Consider the following 13,433-nt stretch of genomic DNA (forward strand, 5'->3'; position numbering starts at 1 on the left):
CTATTCGATCACGTAGCCGACGGGGGCGGCGTAGGGGGGCGGCGGAGCGCCCGGGGCGCTGTCGCCACTGGCATCGGCCTTGATGACCTTGTTGAGACGGCCCATGAAGACGGCCGACATGTCGTCCGCTGCCTGCAGGTTGTCGGCCGGGGTCTGCATCTGGTCGGGCGAGGTCGGGTCGACAATATAGGGCGTGACGATGACGACCATTTCGGTCTCGTCATTAAGGAAGTCGCGCGAACGGAACAGGGCGCCCAGGACAGGCAGGCTGGTCAGGCCGGGCATGCTGTCGATCGACGATTTGTATTTCGATTGCAGGAGGCCGGCGATCATCAAGGACGATCCGGACTGCATTTCGACGCTGGTTTCGGCGCGGCGAACCGTCAGGCCGGGAATGCTGAGCGTACCGACGGAGAGGGCGCCGACATTGGTCAGTTCCGATACTTCGGTCGAAATCTTCAATGATATGCGACCCGACGACATGACGATCGGGGTGAAGCCGAGACCGACGCCGAAGGGCTTGAACTCGACCGTGATACGGCCGGTGGTGTCTTGTCCGATCGGCACGGGGAATTCGCCGCCGGCCAGGAACTTGGCCGATTCGCCCGACACGGCGGTCAGGTTGGGTTCGGCCAGGGTGCGCGCCAGGCCGACGCGTTCAAAGGCCTGGAGATTATAGTTGAGGTCCGTGCCGTATTTTAGCGTGCCGGAGTTGGTCACGGTCGTCCCGCCGGATGTCGACGTGGTCGTCCCGTTGTAGATGGCCGTGCCGGCTTGCGAGCCGCCGAGATTGGCCGCGCCGAGGTAGGAACCGTTGGTGCCGTAGGAATTGCCGCGACCGAAGGTATAGGACCGCGTACCGTTATTATAGGTGATGCTGGATGACAGGCCCAACTGCTTGATCGTCGAGCGATTGACTTCGACGATTCGCACTTTCAGAGTCACCTGATCCTTGCCGGCAATGCCCATCAGGTTGAGCACGTCTTCCGGCTTGGCGGCGAACGAGGCGGCGAGGCGTGTGATCTGGTCGGCTTCGGCGTCGTTACGCGCCATGCCTGACAGGATGACGTGGCCGTTGAGGCTTTGGACCTGGACGTGGCTGCCCGGGAACAGGCGTTGCACCGTGTCCGTCAGCTCGTCGGTCGGGGTATCGACGCGGATGCTGAGATTGAGGATTTGGCGGCCCATGGCGTCGAAGAAGATGGCGTCCGATTGTCCGCCGTCGACACCCAGCACGAAGATGCGGCGCGGCGTGCGCAGCACGGCGTCGGCAACCGCCGGATTGGAAACGAAGACATCCGAGGCATCGACCGGCAGGTCGATAACGGCCGACCGGCCCTTGGGCAGGTTGAGAACCTGAACCTTGACGTTCGAGGTCTGGGTCTGCACCTGCATGCCGGAGTCCGGCAGCGATGACGAACTGGTGCAATGGCTGGCGCACATCGGACGGTAGGGCACCGGCTCGGCGGACGCCGTGCCGGGCAGGAAGGCCGGTCCGGCGAGAAGCGCTGTTAAGGTTAACAGCGCGGCGCCTGCGGCGAGATGAGATTTAAAGGGCTGAGAGCTCATCGTGATACCATCACCTCTGAAGCTTGACCGTTACGGAAAACACGAACCGACGTATCGCCGGCGCCGGTGGGGGAGGCATTGACGACGCCCGAAGGTCCGGATGCGTCGGCGTAGGAACGTAGCATCAGGGACAGGGTGCCCGATGCCTTGGCGAGCGTGACGGCCTGGCCGTCTTCTGGCGAGACTTCGAGGGTCGCCGTGGCGCCGATGACGCTTTGCTTGTCCTTGTCCGTCGATACCGCCTGGTCGATGGCGAGAACGCGGATGTTGCGCAGCACGGGCTGGACCGAATCGATGGTGCCGCCGGCGCCGCCGGTACGTTGGGTTTGGTGGGTGACCAGGATGTCGACATGGTCGCCGGGCAGGATGAAGCCGCCGGCAGTGTTGTCGACACTGACCGGGACGGCCAGGGCGCGCATGCCGGGCTGAAGCATGACGGCCATGAAGCCACCTTCGTCGGCGCGGACGATCTTGGCGTCGATGATCGGCTCGTTAGCCAGGATGTCTTCGCGGGCGACGCCGCCGACATAGGCTTCCTTGGAGGCCGAGGGCATGATCTTGTCGGTCACCGCCTGGGCGATGCCGTTGGCGGGTTTGGTGACCGCGGCCGGCACGGCGGGAGCGCCCTCGGCGCCGGCAGGGGCGCCACCGGCCGGAGGGGTTGCGCCATCGGTGATATAGGAAGGGTTGAGCGAATTGACCGGCCAATCCTGCCAGCCCAGGTCGTCCTCGCCGATTCGGGTGCCGGCCTTGATTTCACGTGTGGCAATCAAGACGCGAGCCGTCGGCACGACGGGAGCGGCAGCCTGGATCGACGCCTTGGCGTCATTACCGCTGTGACCGGAGATCATGCCGCGTACCAGAAAAGCCAACAGGATAGCGGCCAAGGCCGCGACTCCCATTACGACGTATCGTGACGTCTTCATGCACCCAATTCCCTTGAAAAGATCTGTACAGCGCTTCTGTGCGGCCAAATCAGTTGGATTCGTAATGGGGGAATCTTGGCTTAAGGTTAGTTAACGTTCGCCTAAGGAAACCCCTCCCTGAGTTAATTTCGCAAATTTGCGTAGTTTTTTTTGAGGCGGTGGCATTTGGGTTGCCCATACTCCCCGCCCGTTTTCACCGGGCCGGTCATGCCGCCCACGCCGTCAGCTGCGGCCAGATATCGCCCTGGACGATGGCGAAGAGGCCACCGACACAAATGGCGATTCCATAAGGAATATCGCCCTTGGGTTCCAGATGCTGCTGCAGCCACGGCGGCGCCTTGTGGGCATACAACCAGAAGGCCTTGCGCACCGCCAGCAGGCCAAGAGTCAGAACCCCGCCCGCGAGGGCCGTGTAGATAAGCAGGGCGAAGAAGCCCGTCTTGTCGAACCACAAGGCTGCCGCGGCGATCAGCTTGGCGTCCCCGCCGCCCATGAAACGCAGGGCGTAACAGATCATGCCCAATACCAGGCCGGCGGCCGCCAGACCGATATGCCAGCCCCAGTCGACGAGGCTCAAATGCACCAGGCAGCCGACCGGTACGAAGGCCGCAGCCAGGATCATGTTCAGCCGGTTGGGGATGGTCATGGTCATGGCGTCCGTCCATGACGCCCATAACAGGCAGACAGGATAGACGAGGGCGAACGCGATAGTGATGAAGGGGATTTGCACGAACCGTACCTGACGTGAAGCTTTTGGGGATGGAGCTTTTTTCCATTCTTATCCGTTACCGCTTAAAAAGTGCTTACAGGTGTTGCTCAAAACAAAGGCCGCGGACAGTGAAACTGTCCGCGGCCACGTCGATCCCGCCGAATCGTGTTCGTCTGGTCTTAGGTGTTGGCGGCGGTCAGCTTGTCCGAAACCTTCTTGAAGGTGTCGCTGAGGCTGCCCGAAAGGGTGCCGAGGATGGCGATCAGGGCGACGGCGATCAAGGCGGCGATAAGGCCGTATTCGATGGCTGTGGCGCCGGATTCATTGGAGGCGAATTGGGTAAGGAATTTCTTCATGGATTGGGTCCTCAGAAATAAGCGGCGGTTTGCCGGATGAAACACTACGATTTCAAATCTACCTTAAGTGCGTAAAGGTCTTGCAAATAAATACAATGAATAAAAGATTTATTTTATCTTCATAAATTGTGTCATTCATGAAATATGTGTGCGTATTGTATTTCACTGTGAAAATTTATAATTGAAAAAGGCCGCGGAACATGTCCGCGGCCTCAAGATGTACTGCTATTTAGTTTCAGTATATTTTATTTAGACTTATATTTAGGTGTTGGCGGCGGTCAGCTTGTCCGAAACCTTCTTGAAGGTGTTGGACAGCGAGCCCGACAGCGTGCCGAGGATCGAGATAAGGGCGACAGCGATCAGGGCGGCGATCAGGCCGTATTCGATGGCCGTGGCGCCGGATTCATCGGAAGCGAATTGGTTGAAGAACTTGGTCATGTAGGTGGTCCTTTGGAACAGGTGATTGGGAAGGAAAGTCGTTAAGCGTCAAGTACAGAAAAGCTGGAGGTGTGTCGGAGCGGAGGGAGCATACGGGTCAGGAGCCCGTATCCACTTTGACGACGGCATTGCGGATCTTGTTGAACATGTCTGACATGCTCTCCCCGTAATTACCGATAGCGGCTACGCAGCCCAGGAATACCAGTGCGGCGATAAGACCGTATTCGATCGCGGTCGCCCCCCTGTCGTCCTGAAGAAATCTGCGTAACATGATGAGTTGCCTGAAAATCTGGAGGCCGAAGGCCTGAAATTCAGGGCCGCGAAGGTTTTCGCGGCCCTGCTTAGGCGTCTTAGGTGTTGGCGGCGGTCAGCTTGTCCGAGACCTTCTTGAAGGTGTTGGACAGCGAGCCCGACAGCGTGCCGAGGATCGAGATAAGAGCGACGGCGATCAGGGCGGCAATCAGACCATATTCAATGGCCGTGGCGCCGGATTCGTCGGAAGCGAATTGATTGAAGAACTTCGTCATGTGGTTTTCTCCTGGGTTTAAGTTAAGCAAGTGATCCATTTAATGTATCGGGTCCCGGATTAAACGGCTCATTTGCTCCCGAACACAGGATGCAGATTAGGAGAGTTTGATTAAAGCGAAGTAAACATATAAGAAAAAGCCATATTTTTCTATAGTTAAAACATGTTTACTGTAAATATCAATTAACCTTAATTCAAATTAATTACGTTTAGCATTGAATTAATGTCGAAAAATATCTGTTAATATTGCGTTTAGCAAATTTAAACATTTGTTATTTAGGTTCTTTCCTAACCGGGCAATCATCCATCGCCCGTTAGGATGACATATTGGACGCCGCCGACCGGCGCCGGATAGCCGCAACCCACAGGATTATGAGCCTCAAGATGATCAATTTCACGAAACTCACGCTGATGGCCGCGCTGGTATCGGTCATGGGCCTGTCCGCCGCAGCCGCCGATGCCGGCCAGAGCGTCATCGTCGCCAAGAACCACACCCTGCGCATCACCCTGGCAGGCGCAGCCGGTTCGGTCATTGTTGGCAATCCTGACATCGCCGATGTCAGCGTCGTCGATTCGCACACCATCTATATCGTCGGCAAGGGCTTCGGCTCCAGCGGCGTGTCGATCACCGGCCGCGACGGCCGCACATTGTTCGACGGTCAGGTCACGGTGACTTCGGCCCAGGTCGGCGCCATCACGGTCTATAAGGGGCTGAAGCCGTCCACCATGGTGTGCTCGAACATCTGTCTGTCGGACGACACGGCCACGGCCCAGGCGTCACCGTCCAGCGGAGTCTCCCTGACGCCGGCCGCGGACGCGGCTCCCGCGGCGCCTGCCGCTATGATGGTACAGTAGACTATATACATAGTCGTCTCCCCGGTACTCGCTTAGCAGGCGTAAATTTACCAGTCACTTTAACGGACTATTGACGCCCGGTGTGTAAGGATGAGCGCAATTCTTTGACGAAGGGCGCAAGCGCACATGTCGGCGAAATCTGGATCTACCCCGCTGAAAGCCGGTTGGCGGCTATTCGCGCGCCATAATAAGGGTGCCGCCGCGGTCGAATTCGCCCTGGTCGCAGCGCCTTTGGTCTTCCTCATCTGCTCTTGTATCGAACTGGCCCTCGTGGTCGTTTTGTCGGTGACGCTGGATAACGCGACCGACCAGGCCGCGCGTCAGATCCGCACCGGCGTTACGACGTCCAGCAATTCGACGGTCGACACTTTCCGACAGAAAATCTGCGACAATATGGGCTGGCTGTCCGGCAGTTGCATGGGCAGCCTCAAGGTGGACGTTCAGACCTACACGAATTTCAGCGACGTCGCGAAGACCGATTTGATCGTTAACGGCAAGTTCGACACGACCAACTTCAAATACACCATCGGTACCGGCTCCAAGATCCAGCTGGTGCGCGCCTATTATGAATGGCCGCTGTTCTCGCCTTTCCTGACCGCCGGTCTGGCGTCGCTGAGCAATAACGACGCCGTCATCTCCTCGAAGGTCGTCTTCAGAAACGAGCCGTTCTAATGTTAAGACGTCTGGCCAGTCTTGTGACGCTGAAAGCCTTTTTCAAGGATAAGCGCGGCGTATCCGCCATCGAATTCGCCTTTGTAGCGCCGATCCTTATCACGGCCTATCTCGGGCTTGCCGAACTGACCCTGGGCATGATGGCATCGCGCCGCACATCCCACCTGGCCGCCACTGTCGGCGATCTGGCGGCGCAGTCCGAGACCTTGAGCGATGCCAATATCAGCGATCTGTTCGCCATCGGCAACAGCATGATGCAGCCGTTCAGCACGTCGGGCACGGTGTTGAAAATCCGCCTGAGCAGCGTCAAGATGGACACGGACAACAAGGCCAAGGTCATCTGGAGTTCCGGTCAGAACGAGTCCGGCTACGCGGCGGGTTATGTCGTCAACGCGATCACGACCGACCAGATCGCGGTCGGGGAAAGCCTGATCATGACTCAGGTCGAATATGCCTATGATTCGCCATTGGCCAATTTCCTGCCGGGCAATACCAAGTTTACCGACACCTTCTATCATCATCCGCGTAATGGCGCGGCCGTGACCAAGAGCTAAGGTTACGGGGTCTGGGGCCTGAGGCCCCAAATGCCTTCTCTTGATCTATCTTTTCCCTCCGCCTTTTAGGCGAAGGGAAAAGAAAGATTAGGAAAGACTTGGGGCCGCGGGCCCCAAACCCCGTAACAATACAGCCTTGATCAAGGACAGCTTGGTCTCCGTTTCCACGCGCTCCGCAACAGGTTCGCTGTCGGCGACAATCCCGCCCCCGGCGGCCGCACGGAAATGCCAGCGCCCGCCATCATCCAACTCAAGCGCCAAGGTCCGGATCAGGACGTTCGAATCCATGCCCCCGCCGGCATCGACATAGAACAACGACCCGCAATAGGGGCCGCGCGCCGCTTCCATCTCGGTGATCACCTTCATCGCCTGGACCTTGGGCGCACCGCTGATTGAGCCGGGCGGAAATGTCGCCAGCAATACATCGGCCGCGCATCTGCCCGCCGCCAGTCGTCCCGTCACCGTCGAGACGAGATGATGGACATTGGGGTAGGACTCCAACACGTGCAACGCCGTCACCTGGACGCTTCCGACCTCGGCCACCTTCGACAGGTCATGGCGCATCAAATCGACGATCATCAGGTTCTCGGCGCGATCCTTGGCGCTGGCCAGCAACTCGACACCCAGGGCCGCATCCTCGTCAGGCGTCCGACCGCGCGGCCGCGTCCCCTTGATCGGCCGGGTCTCCATCATGTCGCCGTTAAGGCGGATAAAGCGCTCCGGACTGTTCGACACCACGGCGCGATCATCAAAGCGCATAAAACCGCCAAATGGCGCCGGTCCGCGTCCATGCAGGGCCGCCATCAGGTCGCCGGGCGTTACATCCGCCCGCAATCGTCCCGTCCAGCCACGCGCCAGATTGGCCTGGAACAGATCGCCGGCGTGGATCTGCCGGACCAGGGCGGCTACCTTGTCCTCATGCACGCCATCCGGCGTCTCCACGTCGATCGCCCCGTCCGCCAGCCCGCCCATAACCGGCGCCGACACCGGGGTCTGTTCATAAAGTGTCACCAGTCGGTCCAGCGCAGCCTGGGCCGCGGCCTCACTGTCGCCTCGGCCAATGGCGACCAAACGCCGGGCTGCATGATCGAAAGCCAACACCGCCGGGAAACGCATCACAACCAGTTCGGGCCACACCTTGCGGCCCTCGATGCGAAACGGCCGACGCTTCATGTTCTCCAGCCGCAGGCCCAGCTCGAACGACGCCATGCCGATCAGACCACCCGAAAACGGCGGTAAGTCATCGCGCCGCTCATCGCCGACGAACGCTGTCGCCGCGCGCAAAAACGTCCCGGGATCTTGCGCATCGTTATGGTCCAGAACCGCTAGGGCATCCGGTTCGGCCATCAAATAGCTGTAACGCCCCAGTACGCCACCATCCGACAACAGGCCGGCCGCGCGGCGGCGATCGGCCCAGCCGGCAAGGCGCGTGCTTACCGCCTCCCAGAGCAGGTCACGGACGGCCACACGATTCAGTGATCCCGAAAAGGGCAACATTCACAGCAACTTGATTTCGATTGCACGGGTAAAGGAGTAGAGTGATATCAGGATTTGGACAGGACCTTCAAGGCGCGAGCTGCGCCTTCCGGAAATGTCCAGAGCCTATGGATGGAGGTCCATTGATCGTACCTAGAGCGGATTGCCTGCAAATTCAGATTTGCGTCGCAACCCGCTCTATTTTTATGTGTTGTCGGTGACGGGCCTTACCTAAACGGCGGCTCATCGAAGGCGCGCAGCTTGCGCGAATGCAGGCGCGAACCGAACTCCCGCAAAATACCCACCGTCTCGATACCGATCTGGATGTGTTCGGCGATCGCCCGCTCATAGAAGTGATTGGCCTGGCCCGGCAGTTTCAGCTCGCCATGCAAAGGCTTGTCCGAGACGCACAACAAGGTGCCGTAAGGCACGCGGAAACGATAGCCCTGGGCCGCCAGGGTCGCCGACTCCATGTCGATGGCGACGGCGCGCGACAGCGAAAAGCGCCGGGCGCTCAAACTATAGCGCAGTTCCCAGTTCCGATCGTCGGTGGTGACCAGGGTCCCTGTGCGCAGGCGCTTCTTCAACTCGTCGCCGTCTTGACCGGTGATCTTGATCGCCGCGGCCTGGAAGGCCAATTGGACTTCGGCGATGGCCGGGATGGGGATTTCGACCGGCAGGACATCGTCCATGACGTGATCGTCGCGCAGATAGGCGTGGGCCAGGACATAGTCGCCGATGCTTTGGCTGGGGCGCAACCCGCCACAATGGCCGATCATCAGCCAGGCGTGCGGCCGCATGACAGCCAGGTGGTCGCAAATATTCTTGGCATTGGACGGGCCGACGCCGATATTGACCAGTGAAATCCCCTGGCGACCCTTGGCCAGCAGGTGATAGGCCGGCATCTGGTGCTTGCGCCACGGCGAATTGGCGATCAGTTCCTCGGCGTTCGGCGTGTCCTTGGTGACGGTGAAGTTGCCACAGCATGACAGGGCGTAATAGGGACTGTCGGGCAACCGAAGTTGCTCCAGGGCGTAGGCGACGAAGACATCGACATAGCGATTATAGTTCGTCATCAGGATATAGCCCTGGGTATGCTCCGCCGGCGTGCCGGTATAGTGCTTCAGGCGTGCCAGCGAGAAATCGGTGCGCAAACCGTCGAAGAGGGCCAGCGGATGGTGCCCGAAAGAGTCGATGAACTCGATGCCGTCGGCGACTTCATTGCCGATCAAGGCCAGCTCGGTCGCGGGAAAATGCCGTGACAGATCCATGGCGGAAACGCTGTTGAGGTCGAGGCCGGCGCCATCGAGCACATAAGGATAGGGGATTTCCTGGTCCGACAACGATACCGAACATTCGGCATTGTAGTCGCGGATCAGCAGGGACAGCTGCTCTTCGATATAGTCGCCGAAGATGTCGGGGCGCGTCACCGAGCTGGAATAGACGCCGGGACGCGAAAAACGGGCATAGGCGCGATTGACTTGCGGATGTCGGTTATTGAGGATCAGGGCCTCGTCCTCGGGATCCAGCACGCCTTTCCACACCACAGTCAGCTTGGGGTAACAATAACGGCCGGCTTCACGCAAGGATCGTGACGGCTTGACCTTCGTTTCAAGATAGGCGTGGAGGTCGTCCTGCAGCGCCTTGACGGCCTTGTCGTGGATGTCTCTCAATTGAGCGACGATATCCGATGCGGAATGGAACGTCGCATCCTTCTTTTTGTCTTTTTTCATGGCCATGTCTATCATGGCCACCCGTTGTTCGCCAAGGGCGCGACCATCACTTTTTGTGGCTTTTCTTGTCCCTTGTCCTTGTCCACGCGGGAACACGGACAGTTTTCTGATGATCCGATCAGAGGATATGAGCGTCAAATGCTCTTTATGAGTTTTTTATATTGTCGACGGGAAATTGACCTGTTACCCCTTGCATTATGCTGGCGGCACTAACGTCGCGGCTCTATTGGGGGAAATCTCATGAAGACCATATTGATCGCTGCGGCGGCTGCCGCAGCCATGCTTACCTTGTCGGGTTGCGCTACGGTGACACGCGGCACCCACGATGCCTTCGTCATTCAGACCGATCCGAGCGGTGCGTCCGTCACCACTTCGAACGGCTTTACCTGTGATGCCACGCCGTGTTCGATCCGCATGCTGCGCAAGTCCGAGTTCGACGTCACCATCACCAAGCCCGGTTATAAGACCTGGACGGGTCATGTCACCAATCACGTCGGTAAGGGTGGCGGCGGTGCCATGGCCGGCAATATTCTGGTCGGCGGCATTATCGGCGCCGCGGTTGACGGCAGCAATGGCTCGATGCTCGATCTGGTGCCCAACCCACTGGTCGTGCACCTGGAAAAGGACGACGGCTCGGCACCGGCCGCCGCTCAGTAACGCTTACCGGGGCTCGGCCATCGGTCTGAGCCCCAAAACCTGCATCAGGTGGGCGTCCGTGCCCGGTTGCGGGTTCGGCGTCGTCAGCAAGGTATCGCCGATAAAGATCGAATTGGCGCCGCTGAGGAAACATAGGGCCTGCAATTCTTCGCTCATCTCATTGCGGCCGGCCGACAAACGCACCATCGACTTCGGACAGACGATCCGTGCCACCGCAATCGTGCGGACGAATTCCAAACCGCTGATCCCGCCTTCGCTCAGGACCTTGTCGCCCAGAGGCGTGCCGGCAATAGCGACCAGATTGTTGACCGGAATACTGTCGGGATGGGCCGGCATGGTGGCCAGCTGATGCAGGAACGACGCGCGATCGGTGCGGCTCTCGCCCATGCCGACAATCCCGCCGCAGCACGTCTTCATGCCGACATTGCTGACCGCCTGCAAGGTATCGAGGCGCTCCTGGTAGGTCCGCGTCGTCACCACGCTGTCGTAATATTCCGGCGAGGTGTCGAGGTTGTGGTTGTAATAGTCGAGCCCGGCGTCCTTCAGGCTTTGCGCCTGGGCCGGCGTCAGCATGCCGAGCGTCGCGCAGGTTTCCAGCCCCAACGCCTTAACCCCGCCGATCATCTCGGCCAGGGCCGGGACGTCGCGGTCCTTCAGATCGCGCCACGCCGCGCCCATGCAGAAGCGCTGGGCACCGCCATCCTTGGCCGCCTTCGCTGCCGACAGCACGGCCTCGACCTGCATCAGGCGCGAGGCTTTCAGGCCTGTATCGAAATGTGCCGATTGGCTGCAATAGCCGCAGTTTTCGGCGCAGCCGCCGGTCTTGACCGACAACAGTTGCGACAACTGGACTTCGGACGGATTGAAAGTCTGGCGATGGATCGTCGCGGCCCGGAAGACCAGTTCCATGAACGGCAGGTCGAACAGGGCCGTGATCTCGTCAAGCGTCCAATCATGGCGGACCGGTGAAAAAGCGTGTGTATCAGCCATGAGCCGTCTCCGTAAGATAAGGTCCTATCTCACGACGCGTGGTATCAAGGCAAGACCGCTTAGCCGATCCCCGGCAGGAAAGCTTGCCCCGCCACCGCCTGCTGCCAGGCGAAAAAGGTCAAGGCCATCCCGCCGGCCATGGCCAGCCCCAGAATCAGCCACCGCAAGCGGAGGCCCAGCGGCGCCAAAACGGCCGCCAGAATCGGCAGAGCCTGCTCGAAATGCATACCGAAGAAATGCGCTACCCGAAGATCCCCGCCGCCGCGATTCCAGCCGAAAATCGGAAAATGGCCACTATTCATCCCCACGGCGTGGCTATGTTGGGCCGCCATATAGCCGCCCAGGCCACCGCCCAGGACAAAGGTCAGCAACAGGCCGGCGACCACGGCGAAACGATAGTCCGGCCGCAACCCGTCCACCGGATGGCGGGCTATCTCCCAGGCCAGCGGCAAGGTCGTTGCCACCAGCAAGACGGCGCCGATCCCCATCAGGGCGTACATGATGATGGTGAAGATCGACACGGTGCTGAAATGCGAGGCCGCGGCATGGGCGGCCTGCCAGGTGATCCAGCCGTTCTCGAAGGTGCCGAAAATCACCGTCGCCCACACGACATAACGTGGGCCGAAGCCCTTACGCCGCTCCGGACGGACATAGCCGAAAAACCACGCCGAGGTCAGGGCGAATACACCGACTGACAGGCAAAATTTGGCGGGCTTGATCCAGACATCGACGCCGTCGAACTGGCGCAGATCAATGGTCTGCATGAAAAGCATGGTGGCCGCGGCGGCGAGCATGAGGAGGCCATAGACCGTCAGCACAGGCTGGCGGCCATAAAGGCTGCGTAACGGGTTCATGGTGATTAGTCCGTCTGTTTTGCGCGGGTCATCAGGCGCACGAGGTTGTAAAGCAGATAGCCGGCCGGTCCGAACAGGAAGGTCAGGATCAGGCAGGGCACGATCAGGAACGCATTGACGCCGCGCCGCGTGCCGTCCTCGACGATCCACGTGCCGACGAACAGGTCGAAGGCGAGATAATGCAGCCACCCTGCCGTCAGCGTATAGTCGTTGGCAAACAGAGCGCGGACCTGGGTAATTGACGAAAAGCCGCCGTCCTTGAAGGCATCAGCCCCCATGACCAGCAGCGCGATATAGGCCAGGCCGAAGATAATCGGGATGACAAAACGCGTGGCAACGATGATCTGTGGCCGTGCCCCGGTAACGAACAGCGCCACCACTAGGCCAAGCCAACCGGCCATGGCCAGCATATTGCCGCAGGAGAAAAGCAGGGTCGCCATTTGAACCTCCGTAAGGCTTGCATCGGCGCATCTAAACAATGTATAGATTGAAAATGACCGATGATCTAAACACTGTCAAGTTAAATGTGAAGAGTACCCAGGCGAAGCGCTATCACCATGGCGATCTGCGCGACGCCCTGATGGCCGCCGGCGAAGATGTCCTGCGTGAACGCGGAGTCGCCGGCTTTTCGTTACGCGAGGCGGCGCGGCGGGCAGGCGTGTCGCCGGCAGCCCCAGCCCATCATTTCGGCGATGCCCGCGGCCTGCTGACCGCCATCGCTACACTGGCCTTTAACAGCCTTTCACAGGCGCTGATCGCCGCCAATCAAGCCGGTGGCGATAACCGCCGAGCGTGCATATTGGCCCAGGGCCACGCCTATGTCCGCTACGCCATGACGCAACCGGCGCGTTTCGACCTGATGTGGCAGCATGATTTGCTGAACGCCGACGATCCCGATTTCCGGGCGGCCGGCTTTCAGGCCTTTTCCCTGCTCCACGAGCTGGTCACCGGCCTGGCGCTCACCCCGGCTGATATGCAGGACAAGCTGCCGTCCGATCCGCGCGTTATCGCTACCTGGTCGGTGGTGCACGGTTTCGCCGGCCTGGCGCGGCAAGGCGGCTTCGATCCCGACACGCCGGGCCTGCTCGACGGCGTTTTAACCAGTCTGCAAATTTAGC

17 protein-coding genes are annotated in these 13,433 nt (G+C 59.7%); 5 read left to right on the forward strand and 12 right to left on the reverse strand.

The window, feature by feature from the left end:
• The 7 genes from AC1DX3_RS20120 to AC1DX3_RS20150 form a co-directional block, all read right to left on the reverse strand.
• Positions 1-1,569, reverse strand: a complete 1,569-nt coding sequence (locus AC1DX3_RS20120) for a type II and III secretion system protein family protein (protein WP_476991126.1) — start codon at positions 1,567-1,569, stop codon at positions 1-3.
• Positions 1,566-2,495: a Flp pilus assembly protein CpaB gene (gene cpaB / locus AC1DX3_RS20125; RefSeq protein WP_476991127.1), complete on the reverse strand. Its 930-nt coding sequence runs from the start codon at positions 2,493-2,495 to the stop codon at positions 1,566-1,568. The genes AC1DX3_RS20120 and cpaB overlap by 4 nt, the downstream gene beginning before the upstream one ends.
• A gap of 205 nt (positions 2,496-2,700) precedes the next feature.
• Positions 2,701-3,225 (reverse strand): A24 family peptidase, encoded by a 525-nt coding sequence (locus tag AC1DX3_RS20130; RefSeq protein WP_476991128.1) that lies wholly within the window; start codon positions 3,223-3,225, stop codon positions 2,701-2,703.
• A gap of 158 nt (positions 3,226-3,383) precedes the next feature.
• Complete coding sequence (locus AC1DX3_RS20135) at positions 3,384-3,560, reverse strand: Flp family type IVb pilin (RefSeq protein WP_476991129.1); 177 nt, start codon at positions 3,558-3,560, stop codon at positions 3,384-3,386.
• Between the two features lie 261 nt (positions 3,561-3,821).
• Positions 3,822-3,998, reverse strand: coding sequence for a Flp family type IVb pilin (locus AC1DX3_RS20140; protein WP_476991130.1), 177 nt, complete (start codon positions 3,996-3,998; stop codon positions 3,822-3,824).
• A gap of 97 nt (positions 3,999-4,095) precedes the next feature.
• Positions 4,096-4,269 (reverse strand): Flp family type IVb pilin, encoded by a 174-nt coding sequence (locus AC1DX3_RS20145; RefSeq protein ID WP_476991131.1) that lies wholly within the window; start codon positions 4,267-4,269, stop codon positions 4,096-4,098.
• A 79-nt stretch (positions 4,270-4,348) separates the two neighbouring features.
• Positions 4,349-4,525, reverse strand: coding sequence for a Flp family type IVb pilin (locus AC1DX3_RS20150; protein ID WP_476991130.1), 177 nt, complete (start codon positions 4,523-4,525; stop codon positions 4,349-4,351).
• A 383-nt stretch (positions 4,526-4,908) separates the two neighbouring features.
• On the opposite strand from AC1DX3_RS20150, the gene AC1DX3_RS20155 reads away from it, so the two are divergent.
• From AC1DX3_RS20155 to AC1DX3_RS20165, 3 genes are all read left to right on the forward strand, one after another.
• A complete protein-coding gene (locus AC1DX3_RS20155; protein ID WP_476991132.1) occupies positions 4,909-5,379 on the forward strand; it encodes a pilus assembly protein N-terminal domain-containing protein in 471 nt (156 codons plus the stop codon).
• A 126-nt stretch (positions 5,380-5,505) separates the two neighbouring features.
• Positions 5,506-6,051: a TadE/TadG family type IV pilus assembly protein gene (locus AC1DX3_RS20160; RefSeq protein WP_476991133.1), complete on the forward strand. Its 546-nt coding sequence runs from the start codon at positions 5,506-5,508 to the stop codon at positions 6,049-6,051.
• Positions 6,051-6,605, forward strand: coding sequence for a TadE/TadG family type IV pilus assembly protein (locus tag AC1DX3_RS20165; RefSeq protein ID WP_476991134.1), 555 nt, complete (start codon positions 6,051-6,053; stop codon positions 6,603-6,605). The genes AC1DX3_RS20160 and AC1DX3_RS20165 overlap by 1 nt, the downstream gene beginning before the upstream one ends.
• Before the next feature lie 87 nt (positions 6,606-6,692).
• On the opposite strand, the gene AC1DX3_RS20170 is transcribed toward AC1DX3_RS20165, so the two are convergent.
• The gene (locus AC1DX3_RS20170; protein ID WP_476991135.1) at positions 6,693-8,102 is read right to left on the reverse strand and encodes an anthranilate synthase component I family protein; all 1,410 of its coding nucleotides are present in this window, start codon (positions 8,100-8,102) and stop codon (positions 6,693-6,695) included.
• Between the two features lie 206 nt (positions 8,103-8,308).
• Complete coding sequence (locus tag AC1DX3_RS20175) at positions 8,309-9,814, reverse strand: AMP nucleosidase (protein ID WP_476991136.1); 1,506 nt, start codon at positions 9,812-9,814, stop codon at positions 8,309-8,311.
• Positions 9,815-10,054: 240 nt separating this feature from the next.
• On the opposite strand from AC1DX3_RS20175, the gene AC1DX3_RS20180 reads away from it, so the two are divergent.
• Entirely contained in the window at positions 10,055-10,471 is a 417-nt protein-coding gene (locus AC1DX3_RS20180) for a PEGA domain-containing protein (protein ID WP_476991137.1), read from the forward strand.
• Between the two features lie 3 nt (positions 10,472-10,474).
• Here the strand turns inward: AC1DX3_RS20180 and bioB are convergent, their stop codons facing one another.
• The 3 genes from bioB to AC1DX3_RS20195 are packed head-to-tail and all read right to left on the reverse strand — an operon-like array spanning position 10,475 to position 12,755.
• Positions 10,475-11,461 (reverse strand): biotin synthase BioB, encoded by a 987-nt coding sequence (gene bioB / locus AC1DX3_RS20185; RefSeq protein WP_476991138.1) that lies wholly within the window; start codon positions 11,459-11,461, stop codon positions 10,475-10,477.
• A gap of 59 nt (positions 11,462-11,520) precedes the next feature.
• Complete coding sequence (locus AC1DX3_RS20190; protein ID WP_476991139.1) at positions 11,521-12,315, reverse strand: hypothetical protein; 795 nt, start codon at positions 12,313-12,315, stop codon at positions 11,521-11,523.
• Between the two features lie 5 nt (positions 12,316-12,320).
• Positions 12,321-12,755, reverse strand: coding sequence for an ABA4-like family protein (locus AC1DX3_RS20195; RefSeq protein ID WP_476991140.1), 435 nt, complete (start codon positions 12,753-12,755; stop codon positions 12,321-12,323).
• A 53-nt stretch (positions 12,756-12,808) separates the two neighbouring features.
• Here AC1DX3_RS20195 and AC1DX3_RS20200 point away from each other — a divergent pair, with 53 nt between their 5' ends.
• On the forward strand, positions 12,809-13,432 hold the full coding sequence (locus AC1DX3_RS20200; protein ID WP_476991141.1) for a TetR/AcrR family transcriptional regulator: 624 nt from the start codon (positions 12,809-12,811) through the stop codon (positions 13,430-13,432).
• Position 13,433: the final 1 nt, after the last annotated feature.

The organism is Asticcacaulis sp. P2_B1 (assembly GCF_056404915.1).

Bases quoted from the DNA above. Each gene is read 5' to 3' on its own strand.
- AC1DX3_RS20170 (WP_476991135.1), bottom strand. From the start codon at position 8,102: ATGTTGCCCTTTTCGGGATCACTGAATCGTGTGGCCGTCCGTGACCTG.
- bioB (WP_476991138.1), bottom strand. From the start codon at position 11,461: ATGGCTGATACACACGCTTTTTCACCGGTCCGCCATGATTGGACGCTT.
- AC1DX3_RS20140 (WP_476991130.1), bottom strand. From the start codon at position 3,998: ATGACCAAGTTCTTCAACCAATTCGCTTCCGATGAATCCGGCGCCACG.
- AC1DX3_RS20180 (WP_476991137.1), top strand. From the start codon at position 10,055: ATGAAGACCATATTGATCGCTGCGGCGGCTGCCGCAGCCATGCTTACC.
- AC1DX3_RS20160 (WP_476991133.1), top strand. From the start codon at position 5,506: ATGTCGGCGAAATCTGGATCTACCCCGCTGAAAGCCGGTTGGCGGCTA.
- AC1DX3_RS20175 (WP_476991136.1), bottom strand. From the start codon at position 9,814: ATGAAAAAAGACAAAAAGAAGGATGCGACGTTCCATTCCGCATCGGAT.
- AC1DX3_RS20135 (WP_476991129.1), bottom strand. From the start codon at position 3,560: ATGAAGAAATTCCTTACCCAATTCGCCTCCAATGAATCCGGCGCCACA.
- AC1DX3_RS20165 (WP_476991134.1), top strand. From the start codon at position 6,051: ATGTTAAGACGTCTGGCCAGTCTTGTGACGCTGAAAGCCTTTTTCAAG.
- AC1DX3_RS20195 (WP_476991140.1), bottom strand. From the start codon at position 12,755: ATGGCGACCCTGCTTTTCTCCTGCGGCAATATGCTGGCCATGGCCGGT.
- AC1DX3_RS20200 (WP_476991141.1), top strand. From the start codon at position 12,809: ATGACCGATGATCTAAACACTGTCAAGTTAAATGTGAAGAGTACCCAG.
- cpaB (WP_476991127.1), bottom strand. From the start codon at position 2,495: ATGAAGACGTCACGATACGTCGTAATGGGAGTCGCGGCCTTGGCCGCT.
- AC1DX3_RS20155 (WP_476991132.1), top strand. From the start codon at position 4,909: ATGATCAATTTCACGAAACTCACGCTGATGGCCGCGCTGGTATCGGTC.
- AC1DX3_RS20150 (WP_476991130.1), bottom strand. From the start codon at position 4,525: ATGACGAAGTTCTTCAATCAATTCGCTTCCGACGAATCCGGCGCCACG.
- AC1DX3_RS20190 (WP_476991139.1), bottom strand. From the start codon at position 12,315: ATGAACCCGTTACGCAGCCTTTATGGCCGCCAGCCTGTGCTGACGGTC.
- AC1DX3_RS20120 (WP_476991126.1), bottom strand. From the start codon at position 1,569: ATGAGCTCTCAGCCCTTTAAATCTCATCTCGCCGCAGGCGCCGCGCTG.
- AC1DX3_RS20145 (WP_476991131.1), bottom strand. From the start codon at position 4,269: ATGTTACGCAGATTTCTTCAGGACGACAGGGGGGCGACCGCGATCGAA.